19 protein-coding genes and 1 pseudogene are annotated in these 19010 nt (G+C 58.3%); 9 read left to right on the top strand and 11 right to left on the bottom strand.

Annotated features, from left to right (window positions below):
- Nucleotides 1-70 precede the first annotated feature (70 nt).
- From BMZ32_RS01835 to recX, 3 genes are all read left to right on the top strand, one after another.
- Nucleotides 71-583 carry a CinA family protein gene (locus BMZ32_RS01835; protein WP_090241493.1) on the top strand — a complete coding sequence of 171 codons (513 nt, stop codon included), beginning with the start codon at nt 71-73 and terminating at the stop codon, nt 581-583.
- Between the two features lie 90 nt (nt 584-673).
- Entirely contained in the window at nt 674-1717 is a 1044-nt protein-coding gene (gene recA, locus BMZ32_RS01830; RefSeq protein WP_090238776.1) for a recombinase RecA, read from the top strand.
- A gap of 11 nt (nt 1718-1728) precedes the next feature.
- Nucleotides 1729-2193 carry a recombination regulator RecX gene (gene recX / locus BMZ32_RS01825; protein WP_090238773.1) on the top strand — a complete coding sequence of 155 codons (465 nt, stop codon included), beginning with the start codon at nt 1729-1731 and terminating at the stop codon, nt 2191-2193.
- 194 nt (nt 2194-2387) lie between these two features.
- Here the strand turns inward: recX and BMZ32_RS01820 are convergent, their stop codons facing one another.
- Both BMZ32_RS01820 and BMZ32_RS01815 read right to left on the bottom strand, forming a co-directional pair.
- The gene (locus tag BMZ32_RS01820; protein ID WP_090238771.1) at nt 2388-3488 is read right to left on the bottom strand and encodes an LOG family protein; all 1101 of its coding nucleotides are present in this window, start codon (nt 3486-3488) and stop codon (nt 2388-2390) included.
- A 123-nt stretch (nt 3489-3611) separates the two neighbouring features.
- Nucleotides 3612-5015: an MBL fold metallo-hydrolase RNA specificity domain-containing protein gene (locus BMZ32_RS01815; RefSeq protein WP_090238768.1), complete on the bottom strand. Its 1404-nt coding sequence runs from the start codon at nt 5013-5015 to the stop codon at nt 3612-3614.
- A 175-nt stretch (nt 5016-5190) separates the two neighbouring features.
- Between BMZ32_RS01815 and BMZ32_RS01810 the strand changes: the two genes are divergently transcribed.
- Entirely contained in the window at nt 5191-7593 is a 2403-nt protein-coding gene (locus BMZ32_RS01810) for a phosphoketolase family protein (RefSeq protein ID WP_090238765.1), read from the top strand.
- Between the two features lie 75 nt (nt 7594-7668).
- Here the strand turns inward: BMZ32_RS01810 and BMZ32_RS01805 are convergent, their stop codons facing one another.
- The gene (locus BMZ32_RS01805; RefSeq protein ID WP_090238762.1) at nt 7669-8067 is read right to left on the bottom strand and encodes a quorum-sensing-regulated virulence factor family protein; all 399 of its coding nucleotides are present in this window, start codon (nt 8065-8067) and stop codon (nt 7669-7671) included.
- Between the two features lie 218 nt (nt 8068-8285).
- Here BMZ32_RS01805 and BMZ32_RS01800 point away from each other — a divergent pair, with 218 nt between their 5' ends.
- On the top strand, nt 8286-8996 hold the full coding sequence (locus BMZ32_RS01800; RefSeq protein WP_090238759.1) for a tRNA-uridine aminocarboxypropyltransferase: 711 nt from the start codon (nt 8286-8288) through the stop codon (nt 8994-8996).
- A 66-nt stretch (nt 8997-9062) separates the two neighbouring features.
- Here the strand turns inward: BMZ32_RS01800 and BMZ32_RS01795 are convergent, their stop codons facing one another.
- Nucleotides 9063-9965 carry a DMT family transporter gene (locus BMZ32_RS01795; protein WP_090238756.1) on the bottom strand — a complete coding sequence of 301 codons (903 nt, stop codon included), beginning with the start codon at nt 9963-9965 and terminating at the stop codon, nt 9063-9065.
- A gap of 200 nt (nt 9966-10165) precedes the next feature.
- On the opposite strand from BMZ32_RS01795, the gene erdR reads away from it, so the two are divergent.
- Both erdR and BMZ32_RS01785 read left to right on the top strand, forming a co-directional pair.
- Nucleotides 10166-10816: a response regulator transcription factor ErdR gene (erdR, locus tag BMZ32_RS01790; protein WP_090238754.1), complete on the top strand. Its 651-nt coding sequence runs from the start codon at nt 10166-10168 to the stop codon at nt 10814-10816.
- A gap of 53 nt (nt 10817-10869) precedes the next feature.
- A complete protein-coding gene (locus BMZ32_RS01785; protein ID WP_208598692.1) occupies nt 10870-11241 on the top strand; it encodes a diacylglycerol kinase in 372 nt (123 codons plus the stop codon).
- Between the two features lie 9 nt (nt 11242-11250).
- Here BMZ32_RS01785 and BMZ32_RS01780 read toward each other — a convergent pair whose 3' ends face one another.
- A complete protein-coding gene (locus tag BMZ32_RS01780) occupies nt 11251-12177 on the bottom strand; it encodes a LysR family transcriptional regulator (protein WP_090238750.1) in 927 nt (308 codons plus the stop codon).
- A 122-nt stretch (nt 12178-12299) separates the two neighbouring features.
- On the opposite strand from BMZ32_RS01780, the gene fpr reads away from it, so the two are divergent.
- Nucleotides 12300-13079, top strand: a complete 780-nt coding sequence (gene fpr, locus BMZ32_RS01775) for a ferredoxin-NADP reductase (protein ID WP_090238746.1) — start codon at nt 12300-12302, stop codon at nt 13077-13079.
- Nucleotides 13080-13140: 61 nt separating this feature from the next.
- On the opposite strand, the gene BMZ32_RS01770 is transcribed toward fpr, so the two are convergent.
- The 6 genes and pseudogenes from BMZ32_RS01770 to BMZ32_RS01745 all read right to left on the bottom strand — a co-directional run bounded on the left by BMZ32_RS01770 (nt 13141) and on the right by BMZ32_RS01745 (nt 18058).
- Nucleotides 13141-14475, bottom strand: coding sequence for a diguanylate cyclase domain-containing protein (locus BMZ32_RS01770; protein ID WP_090238744.1), 1335 nt, complete (start codon nt 14473-14475; stop codon nt 13141-13143).
- A gap of 217 nt (nt 14476-14692) precedes the next feature.
- A pseudogene (locus BMZ32_RS01765) lies at nt 14693-15106 on the bottom strand (VOC family protein).
- Nucleotides 15107-15215: 109 nt separating this feature from the next.
- Nucleotides 15216-15911: a tRNA (N6-threonylcarbamoyladenosine(37)-N6)-methyltransferase TrmO gene (gene tsaA, locus BMZ32_RS01760; RefSeq protein WP_090238741.1), complete on the bottom strand. Its 696-nt coding sequence runs from the start codon at nt 15909-15911 to the stop codon at nt 15216-15218.
- Nucleotides 15912-15950: 39 nt separating this feature from the next.
- Nucleotides 15951-16721: an SDR family oxidoreductase gene (locus BMZ32_RS01755; protein WP_090238738.1), complete on the bottom strand. Its 771-nt coding sequence runs from the start codon at nt 16719-16721 to the stop codon at nt 15951-15953.
- A 113-nt stretch (nt 16722-16834) separates the two neighbouring features.
- Complete coding sequence (locus BMZ32_RS01750) at nt 16835-17299, bottom strand: YehS family protein (RefSeq protein WP_090238735.1); 465 nt, start codon at nt 17297-17299, stop codon at nt 16835-16837.
- Nucleotides 17300-17347: 48 nt separating this feature from the next.
- Entirely contained in the window at nt 17348-18058 is a 711-nt protein-coding gene (locus BMZ32_RS01745; RefSeq protein ID WP_090238732.1) for an rRNA pseudouridine synthase, read from the bottom strand.
- A 224-nt stretch (nt 18059-18282) separates the two neighbouring features.
- On the opposite strand from BMZ32_RS01745, the gene BMZ32_RS01740 reads away from it, so the two are divergent.
- Nucleotides 18283-19008 (top strand): IclR family transcriptional regulator, encoded by a 726-nt coding sequence (locus BMZ32_RS01740; RefSeq protein ID WP_090238729.1) that lies wholly within the window; start codon nt 18283-18285, stop codon nt 19006-19008.
- Nucleotides 19009-19010 lie beyond the last annotated feature (2 nt).

The following is a 19010-nucleotide window of genomic DNA, read 5'->3' as shown; positions in this document are numbered from 1 at the left end:
CTGTCCGGCTGAATCGCAAAAGCGCCTAGTGTACGGTATCAGCCTGGCTGGCTTTAACCCCGGAGTGCTGATGACGAGTAATGATCACGTCCTGACCCAATTGGCTGCTGAATTGGGCGAGAAACTGACGCGCAGTAATGCTCAGGTGGCAACCGCTGAGTCCTGTACAGGTGGCGGCATTGCCGAGGCAATCACGCGAATACCTGGCAGTTCGGCTTGGTTCGAGGCCGGGTATATCACCTATTCCAACCGACAAAAGAGCAAGCAGCTCGAGGTGCCAGAGGTACTATTCAATACTGTCGGTGCGGTGAGTCAGGAGGTGGTCGAAGCGATGGTGCGCGGCGCTCAAGCCAAAAGCGGTGCACGCTATGCGGTGGCCGTTAGCGGTGTGGCCGGGCCCGATGGCGGTACGCCGCAGAAACCGGTGGGCACTATATGGTTGGCCTGGGGCGATGGAGCACAGCTTTTTAGTGCGCGCCGCCAGTTTGCCGGTGGCCGTGGCGAAGTGCGCCGACAAACGGTCGAGGCCGCACTGGCGGGGCTGTTGCGCCTGTTGGCGCAAGAAAATCCAAACGCGGGGTAGGCGGGCGACTTGCCCTGTGGAATAATACTGTCTACTTATACAGTTGTTGGTGGCCGCTAGCTGGCCCTTCTTGATTACGTGAGGACTTAAATGGACGAGAATAAGAAGCGTGCCTTGGCGGCTGCCCTAGGCCAGATTGAAAAGCAATTCGGCAAAGGCGCGGTCATGCGCATGGGCGATCACGATCGTCAGGCGATTCCGGCCATCTCTACCGGCTCGCTGGGTCTTGACATCGCACTGGGGATTGGCGGTCTGCCTAAGGGTCGTATCGTCGAAATCTATGGCCCTGAGTCCTCCGGTAAAACCACCCTGACCCTGTCGGTGATCGCCGAGGCACAGAAGCTTGGCGCCACTTGCGCCTTCGTCGATGCCGAACATGCGCTTGATCCTGAATACGCCGGCAAGTTGGGCGTGAATGTGGATGACCTGTTGGTATCGCAGCCGGATACCGGCGAGCAAGCCCTGGAAATCACCGATATGCTGGTGCGTTCCAATGCCGTTGACGTGATTGTCATCGACTCCGTGGCGGCGCTGGTGCCGAAAGCGGAAATTGAAGGTGAGATGGGCGACATGCACGTCGGCCTGCAGGCTCGCCTAATGAGCCAGGCGCTGCGCAAAATCACCGGCAACATCAAGAACGCTAACTGCTTGGTGATTTTCATCAACCAGATTCGTATGAAGATCGGCGTAATGTTTGGCAGCCCGGAAACCACCACCGGTGGTAACGCGCTGAAGTTCTATGCCTCGGTGCGTTTGGATATCCGCCGCACTGGTGCGGTGAAAGAAGGCGACGAAGTAGTCGGCAGCGAAACCCGCGTCAAAGTCGTGAAGAACAAAGTTGCTCCGCCTTTCCGTCAGGCTGAATTCCAGATTCTGTATGGCAAGGGCATTTACCGTAATGGCGAAATCATTGACCTCGGCGTACTGCACGGTTTCCTAGAAAAATCCGGTGCCTGGTACAGCTACCAGGGGAGCAAGATTGGCCAGGGCAAGGCTAACTCGGCCAAGTACCTGGAAGACAATCCAGAAATAGCACGTACTGTCGAAGGGCTTATTCGTGAAAAGTTGCTGGTGGCTACGCCGGCGACCAAAGCTAACTCCACGGCCGCTGACCTGGCTGATGCCGACGCCTGATTTATTGGACCATGGCCATTGCTCTGGATAACCCCGTCGCAGTGCGACGGGCCGCTATGGACTTACTGGCGCGGCGCGAACATGGTCGCGTCGAGTTGGTTCGTAAGCTACGCACCCGTGGCGCGCCAGATGAATTAATAAACGCAGCCCTCGACCGCCTGTCGGAAGAGGGTTTGTTGTCTGAGGCGCGCTACCTAGAAGCGTTTGTCAGTTACAAAGCGCGCGCCGGCTATGGGCCGTTGCGCATCCGCGAAGAGCTGACGCAGCGTGGCCTAACCCGTAGCGATGTCGAACAAGCCTTGCGCGACAGTGGTATCGACTGGCGTGAGCGCCTGCAGGAAACCTGGCAGCGCAAGTTTGCTGGGGAACTGCCGCGCGATGTTCGTGAGCGTGCCAAGCAAGGGCGTTTTCTCAGCTATCGAGGTTATCCGCCTGAGTTGATTGGGCGTTTGTTGCGGGGGGCGTTGGACGATTAAGCTGCGATTGGCGATTGGCGATTGGCGATTGGCGATTGCTTGCTCAGCTTGGATTAAGCTCGCCGGTTTATTCCGTTATTCCCCATTCCAATATGTTGCGCCGCAGCCGCGATAAAGGCTTTTATGCGGCCGCGTAAAAGCCAATAAAGAGTTGTTCGCGGGAGCGTAGGCATTTGCGCTAGCCCCTGAGTAGGCTATTGATTGGGTTTTGCCTGTAAGGCTGTTTCTGCCCAGCTCTGCGGTTGATTAACCAGGTTCAGCAGTTCGCGCAAGCGTCCGTGGTTGCGGCCGCTAAAGGCAAAAGCCAGGCGCGTCATATGGCAGAGTTCCGGCTCGTCTTGTTCGGACTCACAGCGTGCTTGCTGTTGGAAGTCGCCGTGTTTACACAGGTCAAGGAACTCGCTGTTCAGCTGCAGCATGGTCTGCTCGCTCAGCGCGTGGTTAAGACGAATCACGTAGCGCTCGCTTAGCCAACGGCTGGAGTGGTAGTTGCGATAGAACTGGGCGATTTCTTCAGCTGCCTCATCGACGCTGTGCACCAGACGCACCAGGTGCATGTCGCTGGCCAGGATATAACCGCTGTCTTGCAATTGTTCGCGGATAAACGCCAGGGCGCTGGTCCAGAAAGTGCCGCCTGGTTGATCGAGGAGCACCACTGGTAGCAATGGGCTTTTACCCGTTTGGATCAAGGTCAACACTTCTAGCGCTTCGTCGAGTGTGCCGAAGCCGCCCGGGCAAAGTACTAGGCCATCGGCCTCCTTGACGAAGAACAACTTACGTAGAAAGAAGAAGTGGAATGACAGCAGGTTACTGCTGCCCTGCACGGTGGCATTAGCGTCCTGTTCGAAGGGCAGGGTGATGTTCAGCCCTAGGCTGTTTTCCAGGCCTGCGCCTTCATGGGCGGCCGCCATGATGCCGCCGCCGGCACCGGTGATAACCATCAGGTTGTGTTTGGCGAGCGTCGCGCCAAGGTCGCGGGCCAGGCTGTACATCGGGTGGTCGGTTGGGGTGCGTGCTGAGCCGAACACGGTCACCTTACGCCGCCGCTTGAACTGCTCCAGTGCGCTGAAGGCCTGCTCCATTTCGCGCAAGGTTTGTTGCATGATCTTGGCGTCCCAGCGATTACGGTCCGCCTGTGCCATGCGCACCACTGTGTTGAGCATGGCCTGGTAGAGCTTTATGTTGGGGCTGTTCGGTGGAGCGGCCAGATTGCTCAGTTCTTCCACTTTACTGTTCAGGTCGACGCCACTGATCTGAAAATGCCGGGACAGATAATCGTCCGATTCATCGGGCATACAACTTCTCCTTCAGGTTGCCGGCCGAGGTTGTGATTACCACCTCGGCCATGGCCTGAGTATGCCTGGCGGTTAACGGTTTGTAAGGCGCCGCCGCCTGCTCGTCGCCGGAAATGGGTCGCATCAGAGCGCGATTTGTTCCCCAGGCTCTGGAATGTTCGCGATCCAGTTCAGCCGCTCACGCAAGGCCTGTTGCAGCGCCTGCGTCTTCTCTAATTCGCCGTGCACCAGATACAGCTCGGGGTGGTGTTCGAAGTGACTGACCCAATCAATTAATTGCGACTGCCCAGCATGTGCAGAGAAGCCTCCGAGGGTATGCACTTTGGCTTTTACCGCAATGCGCTGATGGAGGACTTTTACGCTCTGTGCGCCATCGACAATGTTGCGCCCCAGCGTACCCTTGGCCTGAAAACCGGGAAATATCAGGTGGCAGCTCTCGCGCCAGAGGTTGTGCTTGAAGTGGTGGGCGATCCGCCCGCCGGTGCACATGCCGCTGCCGGCAATAATAATCGCGCCGCTTTTTATCCGATTAATCGCCATCGACTCTTCCGGGCTTGGCGTGCAGCGCAGGATGGGTAGCCAGTCTTCGATGCGTTTGCTGCCATGGGCTTGAAACGCGGCGCGATCTTCGGCGCTGAACTGATCCTGAAAGCGCGAGTAAATAGCGTTGGCACGGATCGCCATAGGGCTGTCGAGAAAGACCACCTGCTGTGGCAGGCGACCTTCGTGGTAAAACCGGCCCAAGTAGTAAATGAGGTCTTGGGTGCGGCCGACGGAAAATGAGGGAATCATCACGTTGCCACCGTCGCGATGGGCCTGTTGCAGAATCGCTGCTAGTTCATCGAGGGTGTCCTCGCTGCTGCGATGATCGCGATCGCCGTAGGTTGACTCAAGCAGCACTAAGTCGGCCTGTGTCAGCGTGCTCGGATCTTGCATCAAGGGTGAGCAGGTATTGCCCAGATCACCGGAAAATACCAAACGGCGAGTCAGGTGGTGGTCCTGCACTGCAATTTCTACAATCGCCGAGCCGAGAATATGGCCCGCATTGTGGAAGGTCACTTGTACACCTTTAGCCACTTCGCGGGTTTCGCCATAAACCATGGGCTGGCGTTGGCTCAGTGCCTGTTCGGCATCCGCAGTGGTGTACAGCGGTCGTATCGCCGTTTTGCCCATGCGTGCGCGCCACTTGTTCTCCCACTCAGCGTCTTTCTCTTGGATAAAGGCTGAGTCGAGGAGCATCAACTCCATCAGTTCCGAGGTCGCGTCGGTGGCGAAGATCGGCCCACGGTAGCCGGAAGCTGCGAGCTTCGGCAGCAGACCGGTGTGGTCTATGTGCGCATGTGAAACCACCACGGCGTCCAAGCTTTGCGGATCAAATGGAAACGCCGCACGATTACTGTCGTCCTCTTCACGGCGGCCTTGGCGCATGCCGCACTCGAGTAATACTTTTGCGCCGTCGCGGCTTTCGATCAGGTAGCAAGAACCTGTGACTTGTTGAATCGCGCCGAGGAAATTGAGCAGGGCCATGGCGAATCCTTGTACGAGTTGAATGGGTAGTGCTTAAGGCTGTCCTATCAAGCAACCGGTGGTTTTGATGCAGATCAGCATCAGCCCTCATCCCGTGGACTATGGTCTGTTGAGATTCATTCGGCTGCGCTGAAGCGGCAACAGCCTTAAACCTCCCAGACGATCGGAGCCGCATATGACCCAGCTATTCCCCAGTGCCAACGAGTTAGCCGAGCATGCACGGCTTGAGCCGACCTTCGCTGCCTGGCAGCGCGGTTATGGTCCTTTGCAGCATAGTCCGCAGACTTGCGCTGCGGTCTACCGTATGGCCCATCAGCTGGTTCAGGCAGGCTCGCAGGCGGATCTTGCGAGTGTGTATCGACACTTTCATGCACTGGATCGGCTGACTGCGGCAGGATTGTGGTTGGTGGTGCACATGACCTATGCCCAGCGGGTGCGCCTCGATGGCGTGGCCCTGGCGGCAGAGGATTTCAAAGTGACGCCCGAAGGGCACACCGGCGGGGCACTGAATATGGTGCCGGCCTATGCCGGTTACTTGGCGCTGAATAACCTGACGGGAGAAACCCGTGGCTGGTTGATGGGACAAGGTCACTGCGTAGCCGCTATCGAAGCGCTCAATTTGCTCACGGCCAACCAGCACCCGGAACAAGCTGAACGCTACCCCTGTAATGAGTCTGGGATGAGCCAGTTGGTGGCGGACTATTACAGCTTCGAGCAGAACGCAGCGGGTCAGGTCAGCGCGCCACTGGGCAGTCACGTTAATCCGCACACCGCGGGTGGCATTGCCGAGGGGGGGTATTTGGGCTTTGCTGAGCTGCAATATGCCCATTTGCCGTTGCCGGGCGAGAAGCTGGTGGCGTTCCTCTCTGATGGCGCGGCTGAGGAGCAGCGCGGCAGTGACTGGATGCCACGCTGGTGGCGTGCCGAAGATTGCGGCGTGGCCTTGCCGCTGATGATTGCCAATGGTCGGCGCATCGAACAACGCACCGAATTGGCCACCCCCGCCGGGTTGGATAACTTCCGCGAGCATCTGCGTCATTGTGGCTTTGACCCTATAAGCTTCGAGGGTCGCGACCCGGCCGCGTTTGTTTGCGCCCTGTGGGAAATGGAGCAGCGCATGAGCCGCCGCGTGCAAGAGTTGCAGGCGGGCGTGCTGAATTACCCGCTCCCCATGCCCTATGGCATCGCGGAAACGCTGAAAGGCTTTGGTTTCTATGGGGCTGGTAGCAATGCCGCACATAACCTGCCGTTACCCGCCAGCCCGCATAGTGATGAGGCGGCGCGTGAGCTATTCAATCAGCATGCGGCGCCGCTTTGGGTGGCCCCAGATGAGTTACGTGACGCCTGCGCCCTGTTTGTTGCCCGAGGCGCGCGTGCGCTGGAACGGGATAATCCCTTAGCGCAGCGCCAGCCGCCAGCGGCGCGACTGCCTGAATTGCATTACCAGGCCAACGCCTGCTCGCCGATGCTAGCGTTGGATCGTTTCTTTGTGGAGATGGTGCAGGGCAACCCGCACTTGCGCCCGCGAGTCGGTAACCCCGATGAGCTGGCCAGTAACCGCCTGGGCGGCGTGCTTAAGGCGCTCAAGCACCGCGTTATTGCGCCGGAAAGCGACTTGGAAGCGCTGGATGGGGCAATCATCACCGCGCTTAATGAAGAGGCCGTGGTGTCCGCCTGCCTGGCTAATCAGGGCGGCTTGAACCTCGTAGCGAGCTATGAAGCTTTCTGCGTAAAGATGCTCGGTGCTGTGCGTCAACGGATTATTTTTGCGCGTCAGCAGAAAGAGGCTGGGCGGCCGGCGGGTTGGCTGGGCTGGCCGCTGGTGGCCACCTCGCACACTTGGGAGAACGGCAAGAATCAGCAGTCACACCAAGACACTACATTCTGCGAAGCCCTGCTCGGTGAGATGAGCGATATGGTCCGGGTGATTTTTCCGGCCGACCATAATTCAGTGCTAGCGCTGCTGCCAAGCATTTATCAGGTGCGCGGGCAGTTGGCCTGCATGGTGATTGCCAAGCGCGAACGACCCTGCATATTCAGCCGTGAACAGGCCGAGCAGCTGGCACATGACGGCGCCATCGTGCTGGCTGAACAAGCCGGCGCGCAGCCTGTGTTGCTGATCGCCACCGGCAGTTACCAGTTAGCTGAAATGCAACGCGCCGCCGCTCGTCTAAGCGAAGTCGGGTGTGCCTGGCGGTTAGTGTACCTGCAGGAGCCCGGGCGTTTTCGTCAGCCGCGTGACGCTTGGGAGGCCGTTGGGATTACCGCTGCCGAGCGAGTTGAACAGCTGTTTCCAGCGGCGTATCCAGTGCGTGTGTTGTTGACGCACATGCGTCCGGAAGTGGCGCGTGGGCATGCCTGGCCGCTGCTGGGTGACGCGCGGCAAAACCGCGTGCTGGGTTATCGCAACCGCGGTGGCACCTTGGATGAAGCCGGGATGTTGTTCGCTAATCAGGCGAGCTGGGCACATGTGCTAGAAGCCGTCGCCGCGTTGTTGGATAAACCGCTGGGCGAGTTGCTTAGTGCTGATGAGCTAGCAGCGGTGCAAGGGCGCGGTGACCCGCGCTGTTTGCGTTAGTAGTACAGGCGCTGCAGCGCTAAGCCCTTTATTGCTGCAGGCCGCGCCTGAGTCTGCGCGGCGTGATGAGAGTGCTTACAGCGCGCAATCTGCTTTACTGAAGCGCTCGGTGGTTACCGGGCGGTTGCTTTTGTATTCGCTGAACTCATAACGCAGGACCGCACCGCGCACCAACAGCTGGCGATAACCGGCATTGCGGCACACGCTGTTGGCCAGCTGTGCGCGGACCACATCCGGGTTGCCGCGCATCTTCGCGGCATGCTCGCTGCGTACGCTGAGGTGGTTGACCAACTCACTGCCGTCAACGGTATAGCCTTGATCGAGAATATCGGCGTTGATCGCACGTGGTGTGCCTACGCTGCTTTCGCGCGCCACTTTTTCCAGGGTTTTGTTCAGCTCAAAGTCTTTCAAGGTGGCCGCATGGGCAAACAACGGCAGGCTCAAGGCCAAGGTTAGGCTGGTCAAACGCAGCATGGGTCTCTCCAAAGTCGATTTGCTCCTTCTGACCGATAATGCGCGGCAGAGGTTCAGTGATGCCTATCTTACCCGCCTGTCAGCACTTACGCAGTGGCTAAGGCAGGCGGGGGCAAGACGCACGATTGAGTGGGCTGTCGCGGGCTTTGTTAGACTGCCGCGCTTGTTGACCTAGGATCACCCATGCCGTTCTTTCTTTTCTGTCAGGTGCCCGCCTGATGAGCCATGCCGTCGCGCGTTTGCGGGCTGCGCGGATTGCCCGCAGCGCCAAACCCTTTCTCGCCCGTGGCAGCCGCTCGGTGCGTTGTAATGATTGCCGTCTGGTGATGACTCACTGCCTGTGTGCCTGGCGGCCACGTATCGCGGCAACGTCTGCGGTGTGTCTGTTGATGCATGATGTGGAAGCGCTCAAGCCGAGCAATACCGGCTGGTTGATTGCCGATGTGCTGGCCGATACCTCGGCGTTTGGCTGGTCGCGGGTGGAGGTTGATGCCGGCTTACCCGCGCTGCTTGCTGACCCGCAGTGGCAGCCTTATCTCGTATTCCCCGGCGAATATGTTGCTGCCGAGCGGGTGGTCAGTGTGGTGCAGCCAGCGATGGGCAAGCGACCGTTGTTCGTGCTGCTGGATGCGACTTGGAGTGAGGCGCGCAAGATGTTTCGCAAAAGCCCCTACCTCAACAGCCTGCCGGTACTCAGCTTGCAAGCTGAACAGCTGTCACGCTACAAGCTGCGCCGCTCCAAGCGCGATGATCATTTCTGCACCGCCGAAGTCGCAGCCCTGTGTTTAGAGCTGGCCGGTGACCAACGCGCCGCCGATGGCTTGAATGCTTATCTGGATGTCTTCAGCCAGCACTACTTGGCAGCCAAGGCCCCCCGTGCGGTGCCGCTGGACGACCCATTGCACGATCGTTTGCGTGAGTTTCTCTAGCCGTTAGTCGAAAATCGAGCGGCGTTGCGAGCCTGGGTAAATACAGGCTCGGCCGCTCTTGGGGCTTTAAGCAGTCTGACTCTGCGGCAGCTTTTTCGGCCACAGCTGGGCCAGCAACATGCCGGCGAGCATCAGGGCACAGCCGAAGTAGCCGCGCAACTCCAGCGATTCCCCTAGTAGCCAAGCGCCGGCAATCGCGGCGAATACGGCCTCCAGCGAGAGGATGATCGCGGCGTGAGACGCGATGGCGTCTTTCTGCGCCACCACCTGCAAGGTAAAGCCGACGGCCACACCAACGACCCCGCCGTAAAGAAGCGCAGGGCCGGCGGCGATGATCGCTTGCAGCTGAATCTCCTCGAAGATAACCGCCAGGAGCAGGCTGATCACCGCGCAGGTGATGAACTGCACCAGTGCCAGGCGCAGGGGGTCATGCCGCCCGGCAAAGAAGCCCACCAGCAATACATGCACGCCCCAGACAAAGGCCCCCGCCAGCTGCAGCCAATCGCCGGACGCCACCTGAAAGCCTTCACCGACACTCAACAGGAACATGCCAACGACCGCCATGCAGGCGCCCAGCCAGATACCCAGACCAGTTTTGTGACCGATAAACAGCCCCAGCAGCGGCACGATAATCACGTAAAGCCCGGTGATAAATCCGGAGTTGGTCACGCTGGTGAACAGCAAGCCGACCTGCTGCAGATTGATCCCCAGCGCCAGAGCCAGCCCCATCAGCAAGCCACCGCGCAGGAGCTGGCGGTTCAAGGGTACGCGCGTTGCACTGCTGCTGGTGCGGCGCTCCAGAAGATGCAGCACGGGCAGCAGAATTACTGCGGCCAGTGCAAAGCGCAGGCCGGTATAAAGGAACGGCCCGATAGAATCCATGCCCAGACGCTGGGCAACAAAGGATGAGCCCCAGATCATGGCGGTCACTAGCATCAACAGGTCAGCACGTAGGGCGTGGCTTCGCATTTCAAGCTCTCGTCGGCAAAGCTGCGAACTGTGCCGCAAAGCATCGTGCTTGACCACCCCGTCAGCGCTCGGCATGCTGAGTCGCTTTTCTGTGATGTCAGGTTTGGTTGCAATGCAACCCTGCGCCCTGCACGCAGTGTTTACCGAGCCCTGGACATTACCCCCTGGCGGGTACCCACATAACAAGAACAGGATTCACCATGGCCGCATTTGAAATCCTCATTGCTGATGATCACCCCTTGTTCCGCAGTGCCCTGCAGCAAGCCCTGACTCTTGGGCTAGGGCCGGATGTACGGCTGGTTGAAGCGGCCAGCATTGCCGAGCTTGAGGCTTGCCTGGCACAAAAGACCGATTGGGATCTGGTCCTGCTTGATCTCAATATGCCCGGTGCCTACGGTTTTTCTGGCCTGGTGCTGCTGCGTGGGCAATATCCGCATATCCCGGTGGTGATGATCTCTGCCCAAGAAGAGCCGACCATCGTTGCGCGCTCGCGGGAGTTCGGGGCCAGCGGCTTTATTCCCAAGTCCAGCCCACTGGAAACCATCCAGCAAGCAGTACGCCTGGTGCTTGACGGTGAGGTTTGGTGGCCGCAGCAGAGTCCGGAGGCAATTGCCTTATCAGCCGAAGCCAAAGCCGCTAGTGCCGGCTTGGCTAGTCTGACGCCGCAGCAGTTCCGCGTGTTGACCATGGTTTGCGATGGTTTGCTGAATAAGCAGATCGCTTATGAGCTGAGCGTATCCGAGGCCACAGTAAAGGCTCATGTCACGGCAATCTTCCGCAAGCTTGGGGTGCGCACGCGCACGCAGGCGGCGTTGCTGTTGCAGCAGCTGGAATCAATTCCGTCTAGCTAGCGTGTTTTTCTGCCGGGCTTGGCGTAGCCTGCCGGACTTTCTCGCATATGGTCGTGATGATGTCGCCATTCAAAGGCCAAACGGGCTTTAAACGTATTCTCAATGCCACTGGTTATTCGCTGGCCGGTCTGCGCGCCGCTTTCACCGGTGAGGCCGCATTTCGCCAGCTGCTGTTGATCAACCTGGTGCTCGTGCCTTTGGCCTTCTTCCTCGACGTCAGCCGCGTCGAGCGTGCCTTGATGGTCGCTGTCTGTGTGCTGGCGCTGATCGTCGAGTTGCTTAACTCGGCGGTGGAAGCGGCGATCGACCGCATTTCCCTGGAGCTGCACCCGCTGTCGAAGAACGCCAAAGACATGGGCAGCGCTGCCCAGTTCACCGCTCTCTGCCTGATCGGGCTGGTGTGGGCGATTATCCTGTTGGGCTGATCCAGGCGCTTAGGCGATGTTGGGCAGGACAATCTGATCGCTGCGCGTTACCCCAGCGGTGAGCGCGCGGCACAGTTCGATGAATTCACGCATGGCGGCGGTCTGATACTTTTGTTTGTGCCAGATAAAATAGAACTGCCGGCGCAGGTCCAGCTCAGGTGTTTCCACCGGCACCAAGCTGCCTCGGCGAAACGCGTCACGCAACGCTAAGCGCGAAATACAACCAATTCCCAGGCCTGATTCCACTGCGCGCTTGATCGCTTCGGTGTGTTCCAGTTCTAGGCGAATATTCAAACCGCTGCGGTGGTGACGCATGGCCTGGTCAAAGGTCAGGCGGGTACCGGAGCCTTGCTCACGGAGGATCCATGCCTCGTGCGTCAGTTCTTCCAGGCTGGCTTCGCCGCGTTGCGCCAGGGCATGTTGCGGTGCACAGAACACCACCAACTCATCCTCGACCCAGGGCTGCACCTCGATATCTGGGTGCTGGCAATCACCTTCGATCATGCCCATGTCCAATTCATAGTGGGCAATCTGCTGCACCACATAGGCGGTGTTGTGCACTTGCAGTTGGACCCGGCACTCGGGATGGCGCTGCATGAAATTACCGATTAACAGAGTGGCTAAATAGTTGCCTACGGTCAGGGTGGCGCCGACATTCAGCGAGCCGAAGCCACTCTTGCCGCCCAGCAGGCGTTCGATCTCCTTGGCCTGGTCGAGCAGGGCGACGGCCTGAGGCAGCAGCTGCAGGCCGAGGGCATTGAGGCGTAGGCGTTTACCAGCACGGTCGAACAATTGGCAGTCAGACTGGCGCTCTAGCTCGCTCAGCGAGGTGCTGGTCGCCGATTGCGACAGGGCCAGCGAATCGGCAGCGCGTGAGACGCTTTCTTGTTGGGCCACAGCGACGAAGATTTGCAGTTGCCTGAGGGTAAATCGCATATCTATATAACCGATAACCTATATCTTGATAATCAAGTTAACAGATATTGTGTCGCTCATTACAATGCTGAGCAATTGCGCTTAAGCGCGCTGGCAATATTACCTTCTGCGGAGCCCCGAGCATGAGCAACCTTAACGCTGAGCGCATTCTGAGTGTTCATCACTGGAACGACACGTTGTTCAGCTTCAAGTGCACCCGTGATCCGGGCCTGCGGTTTGAGAATGGTCAGTTTGTAATGATTGGCCTGCAGCAGGATAACGGGCGTCCACTGATGCGCGCCTACTCGATTGCCAGCCCGAACTGGGAAGAGCATCTGGAGTTCTTCAGCATCAAGGTGCCGGACGGCCCGCTGACCTCACAACTGCAGCATCTGAAGGAAGGCGACGAGATCGTCATCAGCAAGAAGCCCACCGGCACGCTGGTGCTCGACGACCTCAAGCCCGGTAAGCACCTGTACCTGCTCAGTACCGGTACCGGCTTAGCTCCTTTTATGAGCGTGATTCAGGACCCGGAAACCTACGAGCGCTTCGAAAAGGTCATCCTGGTTCATGGCGTGCGTTATGTGAATGAAGTGGCCTACCGCGAGTTCATCACTGAGCACCTGCCGCAGAATGAATTCTTTGGTGACGCGCTGAAGGACAAGCTGATTTACTACCCAACGGTGACCCGCGAGCCGTTCGAGAATCAGGGGCGTCTGACCGACTTGATGCGCAGCGGCAAGTTGTTTCGGGATATCGGCCTGCCACCGATCAACTCGCAGGACGACCGCGCGATGATCTGCGGCAGCCCGAGCATGCTCGACGAAACCAGCGAGGTGTTGAACGAGTTCGGTTTGCAGGTCTCTGCGCGTATGCGCGAGCCGGGTGATTATTTGATTGAGCGTGCTTTCGTCGAAAAGTAAGCGCTTAACGACAGTAAAAAGCCCGCTAATTAGCGGGCTTTTTACTGCGTGTTCAATTCAGTTACAGGGCACTGTGAGAGCGATTGCCGCCTTTCTGTTTGGCTCGGTACATAGCGTTGTCGGCATGCTGCAGCAATTGCTGCTCATCTTGCGCGTGTTGCGGGTAGAGGGCGATGCCGATGCTCGGCAGAACTGTCAGGTTCTGGCTGCTCAGCTCGAAGGGCTGATTAAGGCTCAGGCGGATCTTCTCGGCCACGATGCTGGCATGGTCAGCCGAAGAAAAGTCTTCAAGCAGTATGACGAATTCATCGCCCGCAAAGCGTGCCACCGTGTCGACCTCGCGCAAGCATTGCTGGATGCGCTGTGCCACGCCCTGGAGCAAGAGGTCGCCGGTGGCATGGCCGAGGGTGTCGTTGACCTGTTTGAACTTGTCCAGATCAAGAAACAACACCGCCAGCTGTGACTGCTCGCGACGCGCGCGCGCCAGGGCGATCTGTAAGCGGTCGCGCAACAGCTCGCGATTAGGCAACTGAGTGAGCTGGTCGTACTGCGCCATAAACTGCAAACGGTGGAGCATTTGCTGGCGCTCGATAGCCGTTGCTACCTGTGTTGAGACGAATTGCAGCAACTCTTGCTCGTCATCGTGATAACCGTCGCTGAAGGCCATATTACGTACGACTAATGCTCCCATTACACCTTGATGCGACTGCAGCGGGATACCTAGCCAGTATTGCGTTGTCACGTTGCCGGCGGGCTCTTTGCGGTTTGACGTTCGCAGCAGGGTTTTGCCGTTGTGTATCACCTCGGCACTCAGCGTTGCGATTGTCAGGTGGGGATCATCGCTGGATTGCTCAGAGGGTAGAGGAAGGTAGGGAAAGGTCAGGGCATCATGCTGTTCATCATAGAGCGCGACGGAGAAGTTAATCGCAGGCAGCAGTTCGTCGATGATCAAGTGCACCTGCTGAAACAGTGCAAGTAGGTCTTTTGCCGAGTGCGCAACCTCTGAGATACCGTACAACGCCGTTTGGATCGCCTCGCTGCGTTTACGGGCGGTAATGTCGTGGGCAACCGCAACGCGCACCTGATCATTGTAAGACCAGCGTGCGGACCAGAGGATATGCACCGTCTGTCCATCTTTGCGCAGATAACGGTTTTCAAAGTGTGGTTTGCTGGCCCCGGCCATAATTTCTGCTGCAGCCACTAGGGTTTTTGCGCGGTCATCAGGGTGGACCATCTCGATCATGACCTTGCCGGTCATTTCCTCCGCGCTGTAACCAAAAATGCGCTGACAGGCCGCGCTGACAAAAACAAAGCGCCCGCTTTTGTCTACAACACAGATGGCGTCGAGGAGCAGGTCAACAAGGTTTTCGCTGGGTGCGTAGGCGCTGGGTTTCATACGTATCACAATACGTCGTCTGAGCATGATTGCAGGCAGATTAAGTCGCTTACTGGCTATTTGGCAGTATAGCCTGCACGTGCAACTTACCTGTAAGGCAGGCAACAGGAAACGCTTTTCTGCCCCACGCCTGCAATGCCCGTAGCCACTGGTGAGGCTTTACTCGGCCAAGCATGAGCTCAGCTAGCATGCATCGCAATAGCGCTGCGTTGCGCCGTTATTGCGCGTGGCTGAAGCGCTGCCCAGAAACTGCTGGATGGTAGATCGGCTGCACCTTGTTACCGGCGGGATCGAGCAGGTGGAAGCTGTGCGCGCCATCGCCATGGGCAAAAGGCTGATCAAGCAAGGTGACGCCTTGCTCTTTGAAGTAGTGGTACCAGGCGTGCAACTCTTCGATGCTGTCGACGATAAAACCGTAGTGATCGACGGCTTGTTCGCCGCTGCTAGGGGTAAAGGCGCGGCCCAGGGAGAGGTTGTCATTACCGCAGGTCAGGTAAACCAAGTCCGGATTGGCGCGGTGCAGCACCTACATGCCGAGGATGTCCACGTAGAAGCGTTCGCAGGCTTCCAGGTTGGGCACGAGCAGAGCGATATGGCGTAAGCCATTTAGACGACCAGAACGTTCGAGCATCAATGATTCCTTTTTTGTATACATTTTTATTTCAAATATAAGACAAAATAAGCTTCTGCTGCGAGTCTTACGGCGCAGGCGCAGAGAGGCGCGGCCCGGTCTGTAGCCGTCAGCCGGCCAACAGCACATCCAGCACGCGGATGCAGCCAGGTTGCGGGTAATGCCAGTGCACATCGACATCCCAGAAGCGCACACCGTAGCGGCGCTCTGGGGAGGGCTGCTGATAGGCCGGGCGCGGGTCCTGGGCCAGGCATTGTTCGATCAGCGCTACTAGAGGTTCAGCCAGGCGCTGGGCGTGGCTGTGGGCCTGCAGCAGCGCCTCATCTTGCCACGTCACCCCGATCAACGCCGGGGCGCTGTCGGCGATGCGGTTATAGGCCTCCATGACGCTGTCGGCGTAAGGCACGTAGGGCTTGATATCCAGCACGGGCGTGCCATCCAGCAGGTCAATACCGGAGAGCCAGAGCTTGCCCGGTTCGACTTTATCCAGCTTGACCACGGACTGGCCGATGCCGTTGGGACGATGAGTGGCCCGGGTGCTGAATACCCCGACCGATTGGTTACCACCCAGCCGCGGCGGGCGTACCTTTAGCCGTGGTTTGTCTTCCAGCGCCTGATGAAACAGAAACAGCAGCCAGACATGGCTGACCTGCTCCAGGCCTTGTATCGCATCGCCGTTATCGAAAGGTGCAAGCAATTCCAGCACGCCGCGGGCGGCGGGGGCGAGTTGTGGCTGGCGAGGAATGGCGAACTTCTCCTTGAAGCAGGAGCGCACAAAACCGATGGGCGAAACAGAATAAGACATGGCGGCGTGATCGAGTGAAAACGCCGCAATAGTACCTGACTAGAGGCTAAAGCCGCCGTCGATAGGGATGATTGCGCCGGTCATATAAGCACCGGCGGTACTGGCCAGACTGATCGCCAGGGCGGCCATTTCTTCTTCACGTCCCCAGCGCTGCATTGGGATCAGGGCGGTGTCTTCGGCCATGGCTGCTTCATCGCTGGCAATGTGCTGGGTCATCTTGCTGGGGAAGCGCCCAGGTGCGATGACGTTAACGTTGATGTGGTCGCGCACCAGTTCGCGGGCGAGCATGCGCGACAGTTGATGCAGCGCCGCTTTGCTCGGGCCGTAGGCGTAAGCGTTTTCGCCATGCGAGGTCATGCCTGCGACTGAGCCTATGTTGATCACCCGCGACGGGTTGATGGTGCTACCAGCCTTGCGCAGCAGTGGCAGTAGTTGCTGGATGCAGCTGAATACCGACGTGACGTTGAGTTGCATGACCTTTTCCCAGCCTCTGGCTGGGTAGCTCTCCAGGGGTGCGCCCCACGTGGTGCCAGCGTTGTTGACCAAAATATCGAGTTGGCTGATACGGCTGCTCAAATCGGCAGCCAATATCTGCACGCCTTCTTCGCTGGCCAAATTAGCGGCAAGACCGTGACAGGTGCCGAAGGCTGACAGTTCGGCGGCGGCTTGCGCGCAGGCTTCGCCGTCACGGGCGCACACGTAAACGGTTGCGCCCGCTTCAACAAAGGCTTTGGCGATCATCTTGCCGATGCCACGGGTGCCGCCGGTAACCAGAGCGGTGCGGCCTTGCAGATCAAAGTAGGGGTGCATGGCAAATCCTCAGGGGGATGAATGCCACCAGCCTAATCGCGCGCCTGCCGAGCGGCAGGCACTATTGCCCTTGGAAATACGCTGCCATGCAGGGCGCATGACAAAAGACTGAATTATTCGCCGCGTTCGCGCAGGGTCAGGCCCTTGAGGAAGTTACGCAGGAATTGATCACCGCAAGTGCGGTAGTTGCTGTGACCGAACTTGCGAAACAGTGCACTCATCTCCGGTTTAGACACCGGGCAGTCGACGCTGGTCATGACTGCGTGCATGTCGTCTTCTTTCAACTCGAACGCCACGCGCAATTTTTTCAGCACGATGTTGTTGGTGATTGGCAGCTCGAAAGGTTGGCCTGGACGGCTGTCATCCTTACCCCGCTTGAAGTACACCAGGCCGTCGAGGAAGTGCGCCATCAGCTCATCGTCGCAAGCGGTAAAACCCTCTTCATCATCTTTTTTCAGCAGTGGGCTGAGTTCAGCGACGGTGATTTTTTTGCCGCTCAGCTGGATGATTTCGACCATCTGCGCATCGCTGATGTCGAGGGTGTAGCGCAGGCTGCGCAGTACGTCGTTATTAAGCATGGGGTGGTCCTGAAAAGGGCTGATGCACAAAACGCATCAGCTAAAAAATTAGAAACGTTCTTTGCCAGCCAGGTAGCGCCATTGCCCTGGCTGTACTTTGGCCATCGATACGCCACCGATACGGATGCGCTTCATGCCCAGTACCTTGAGGTCGACGCTGTTGCACATGAAAACCAGCTGCCCGGGCAGCGGATTTTTCAAGGCGAAGCGCAGGCGGGTCTCGTTCTGCCAGCTGACCTTGCACGGCGGCAACGCCACGCCATTGAAGGTCAGGCCATGAGCCAAGCGCTTGAGCTGGCTGGCGCTTAAGGCGCCGACGACCTCAACCACATACTCCTGCTCGAGTTTGTTGAGGTCTTCCTTGAGCTTGCGCTCGATGCGCCAGTCTTGGGTCAATACATGCAGGCCGTCGGCGCCGACTTGCAGCGGCGCGCAGCTATTGAGGCGGGCGAAATGGCTTTTCAGCGGGCGGATGCCGCTAGCGTCGTCCGTCCAATGGCTAGCTGGGCCGATGCTCTCGATGGCGCGATCCGGGTAGTGCCCTGCGGGTACGTTGAGTAGCAGGGTGACCGGCTCGCTGGGCGTCAGTACTGCATCGGCGAGCAGTTCGACGCGTTGCTCACTGACTTTGGATTGCGGCTCTTCGACGACCACACCGTCCACCGTGACCCAGCCACCCTCGATATACAGCTCGGCCTCGCGGCGCGAACAGCCGATCACTTCAATCAGGCGTTTGGACAGGCGAACAGGCTCGGTCATAAAAAGCAGTCATCAAAAAACAAAGGGCCGCCATTGTAACTGTCCGCAGCGCTTATGTACGGATGAGTCGGTGGGTGCCAGATATTTTCGGCTGAGCTGTGTTTCTGCCCTCGGCCGGGGCGGGTGAGCCTTTGGTCGCCTAATTATTTCATTATTCTCACTCAGTGGGACTTGGATTTCATTAAATGAGAAAGTTCGCGCACCATGAATATCAAGGAGCACCTATGAACTACAACACGCCAACTGATCGCTTGCTGCAGATATTGGTCGCCTTGGGTCAGGCCGACGAGGTCATCTCGGCCAAGGCACTATCGGAAAGTCTGGGGCAGCCCTTGAGCAGCACTTATCGCCATTTGAAAACCCTGCTGCGTTGGGGCTTGGCCGAAGACAACGGTCAAGGCCGCTATTTGCCTGGCCCGGCGTGCATGCAGTTGGCCAAGAAGTTCGATCGTGACGCGGTGCTGGTGACATTGGCTAAGCCCGAGCTTAAGCGCTTGGCCGAGTTGAGCCAGGAAAGCGTTGCCCTGATGGTGCCCAGCAATGGCCAGGCGATATGTGTGGAGTTGGTTGATAGCCAGCAACCCCTGCGCTGCTGTTATCAGAAAGGCCTGGCTCAGCCCTTGTTGATTGGTGCTTCTGCTCGCGCATTGTTGGCCTTTATGGAGCAGGCGCAGAGTTTGGCGGTATTGACCGAGAAAGGCATTGAAGCGCCAGCACTGGAAAATTACCTGCTCAATTTTGCTGAGATCAGGCAGGCCGGCTATGCCGTTTCAAATGGCGAAATTGATGAGGGCGTCTGGGGCGTCAGCGCTCCTCTGTTTGATAGCCGGGGACGACTTCACGGTGTGATCAGTTTGATGGCACCGGCTTTTCGGGCAGAACAACGCAGTGATCGCCTGATCCGTTGGACCCAGGATGCGGCCTTAAGGGTTAGCGCCCGCCTTGACTGAAT

The sequence above is a fragment of the Pseudomonas guineae genome, assembly GCF_900113745.1.
Taxonomy (GTDB): Bacteria; Pseudomonadota; Gammaproteobacteria; order Pseudomonadales; family Pseudomonadaceae; genus Aquipseudomonas; species Aquipseudomonas guineae.
This window is presented reverse-complemented; position numbering and strand designations above follow the sequence as displayed.

Bases quoted from the DNA above. Each gene is read 5' to 3' on its own strand.
- BMZ32_RS01740 (WP_090238729.1), top strand. From the start codon at position 18,283: ATGAACTACAACACGCCAACTGATCGCTTGCTGCAGATATTGGTCGCC.
- BMZ32_RS01745 (WP_090238732.1), bottom strand. From the start codon at position 18,058: ATGACCGAGCCTGTTCGCCTGTCCAAACGCCTGATTGAAGTGATCGGC.
- recX (WP_090238773.1), top strand. From the start codon at position 1,729: ATGGCCATTGCTCTGGATAACCCCGTCGCAGTGCGACGGGCCGCTATG.
- BMZ32_RS01820 (WP_090238771.1), bottom strand. From the start codon at position 3,488: ATGCCCGATGAATCGGACGATTATCTGTCCCGGCATTTTCAGATCAGT.
- BMZ32_RS01800 (WP_090238759.1), top strand. From the start codon at position 8,286: ATGAGCCATGCCGTCGCGCGTTTGCGGGCTGCGCGGATTGCCCGCAGC.
- BMZ32_RS01815 (WP_090238768.1), bottom strand. From the start codon at position 5,015: ATGGCCCTGCTCAATTTCCTCGGCGCGATTCAACAAGTCACAGGTTCT.
- BMZ32_RS01755 (WP_090238738.1), bottom strand. From the start codon at position 16,721: ATGCACCCCTACTTTGATCTGCAAGGCCGCACCGCTCTGGTTACCGGC.
- BMZ32_RS01750 (WP_090238735.1), bottom strand. From the start codon at position 17,299: ATGCTTAATAACGACGTACTGCGCAGCCTGCGCTACACCCTCGACATC.
- BMZ32_RS01805 (WP_090238762.1), bottom strand. From the start codon at position 8,067: ATGCTGCGTTTGACCAGCCTAACCTTGGCCTTGAGCCTGCCGTTGTTT.
- BMZ32_RS01770 (WP_090238744.1), bottom strand. From the start codon at position 14,475: ATGAAACCCAGCGCCTACGCACCCAGCGAAAACCTTGTTGACCTGCTC.
- BMZ32_RS01780 (WP_090238750.1), bottom strand. From the start codon at position 12,177: ATGCGATTTACCCTCAGGCAACTGCAAATCTTCGTCGCTGTGGCCCAA.
- tsaA (WP_090238741.1), bottom strand. From the start codon at position 15,911: ATGTCTTATTCTGTTTCGCCCATCGGTTTTGTGCGCTCCTGCTTCAAG.
- BMZ32_RS01835 (WP_090241493.1), top strand. From the start codon at position 71: ATGACGAGTAATGATCACGTCCTGACCCAATTGGCTGCTGAATTGGGC.
- erdR (WP_090238754.1), top strand. From the start codon at position 10,166: ATGGCCGCATTTGAAATCCTCATTGCTGATGATCACCCCTTGTTCCGC.
- BMZ32_RS01810 (WP_090238765.1), top strand. From the start codon at position 5,191: ATGACCCAGCTATTCCCCAGTGCCAACGAGTTAGCCGAGCATGCACGG.
- BMZ32_RS01795 (WP_090238756.1), bottom strand. From the start codon at position 9,965: ATGCGAAGCCACGCCCTACGTGCTGACCTGTTGATGCTAGTGACCGCC.
- fpr (WP_090238746.1), top strand. From the start codon at position 12,300: ATGAGCAACCTTAACGCTGAGCGCATTCTGAGTGTTCATCACTGGAAC.
- recA (WP_090238776.1), top strand. From the start codon at position 674: ATGGACGAGAATAAGAAGCGTGCCTTGGCGGCTGCCCTAGGCCAGATT.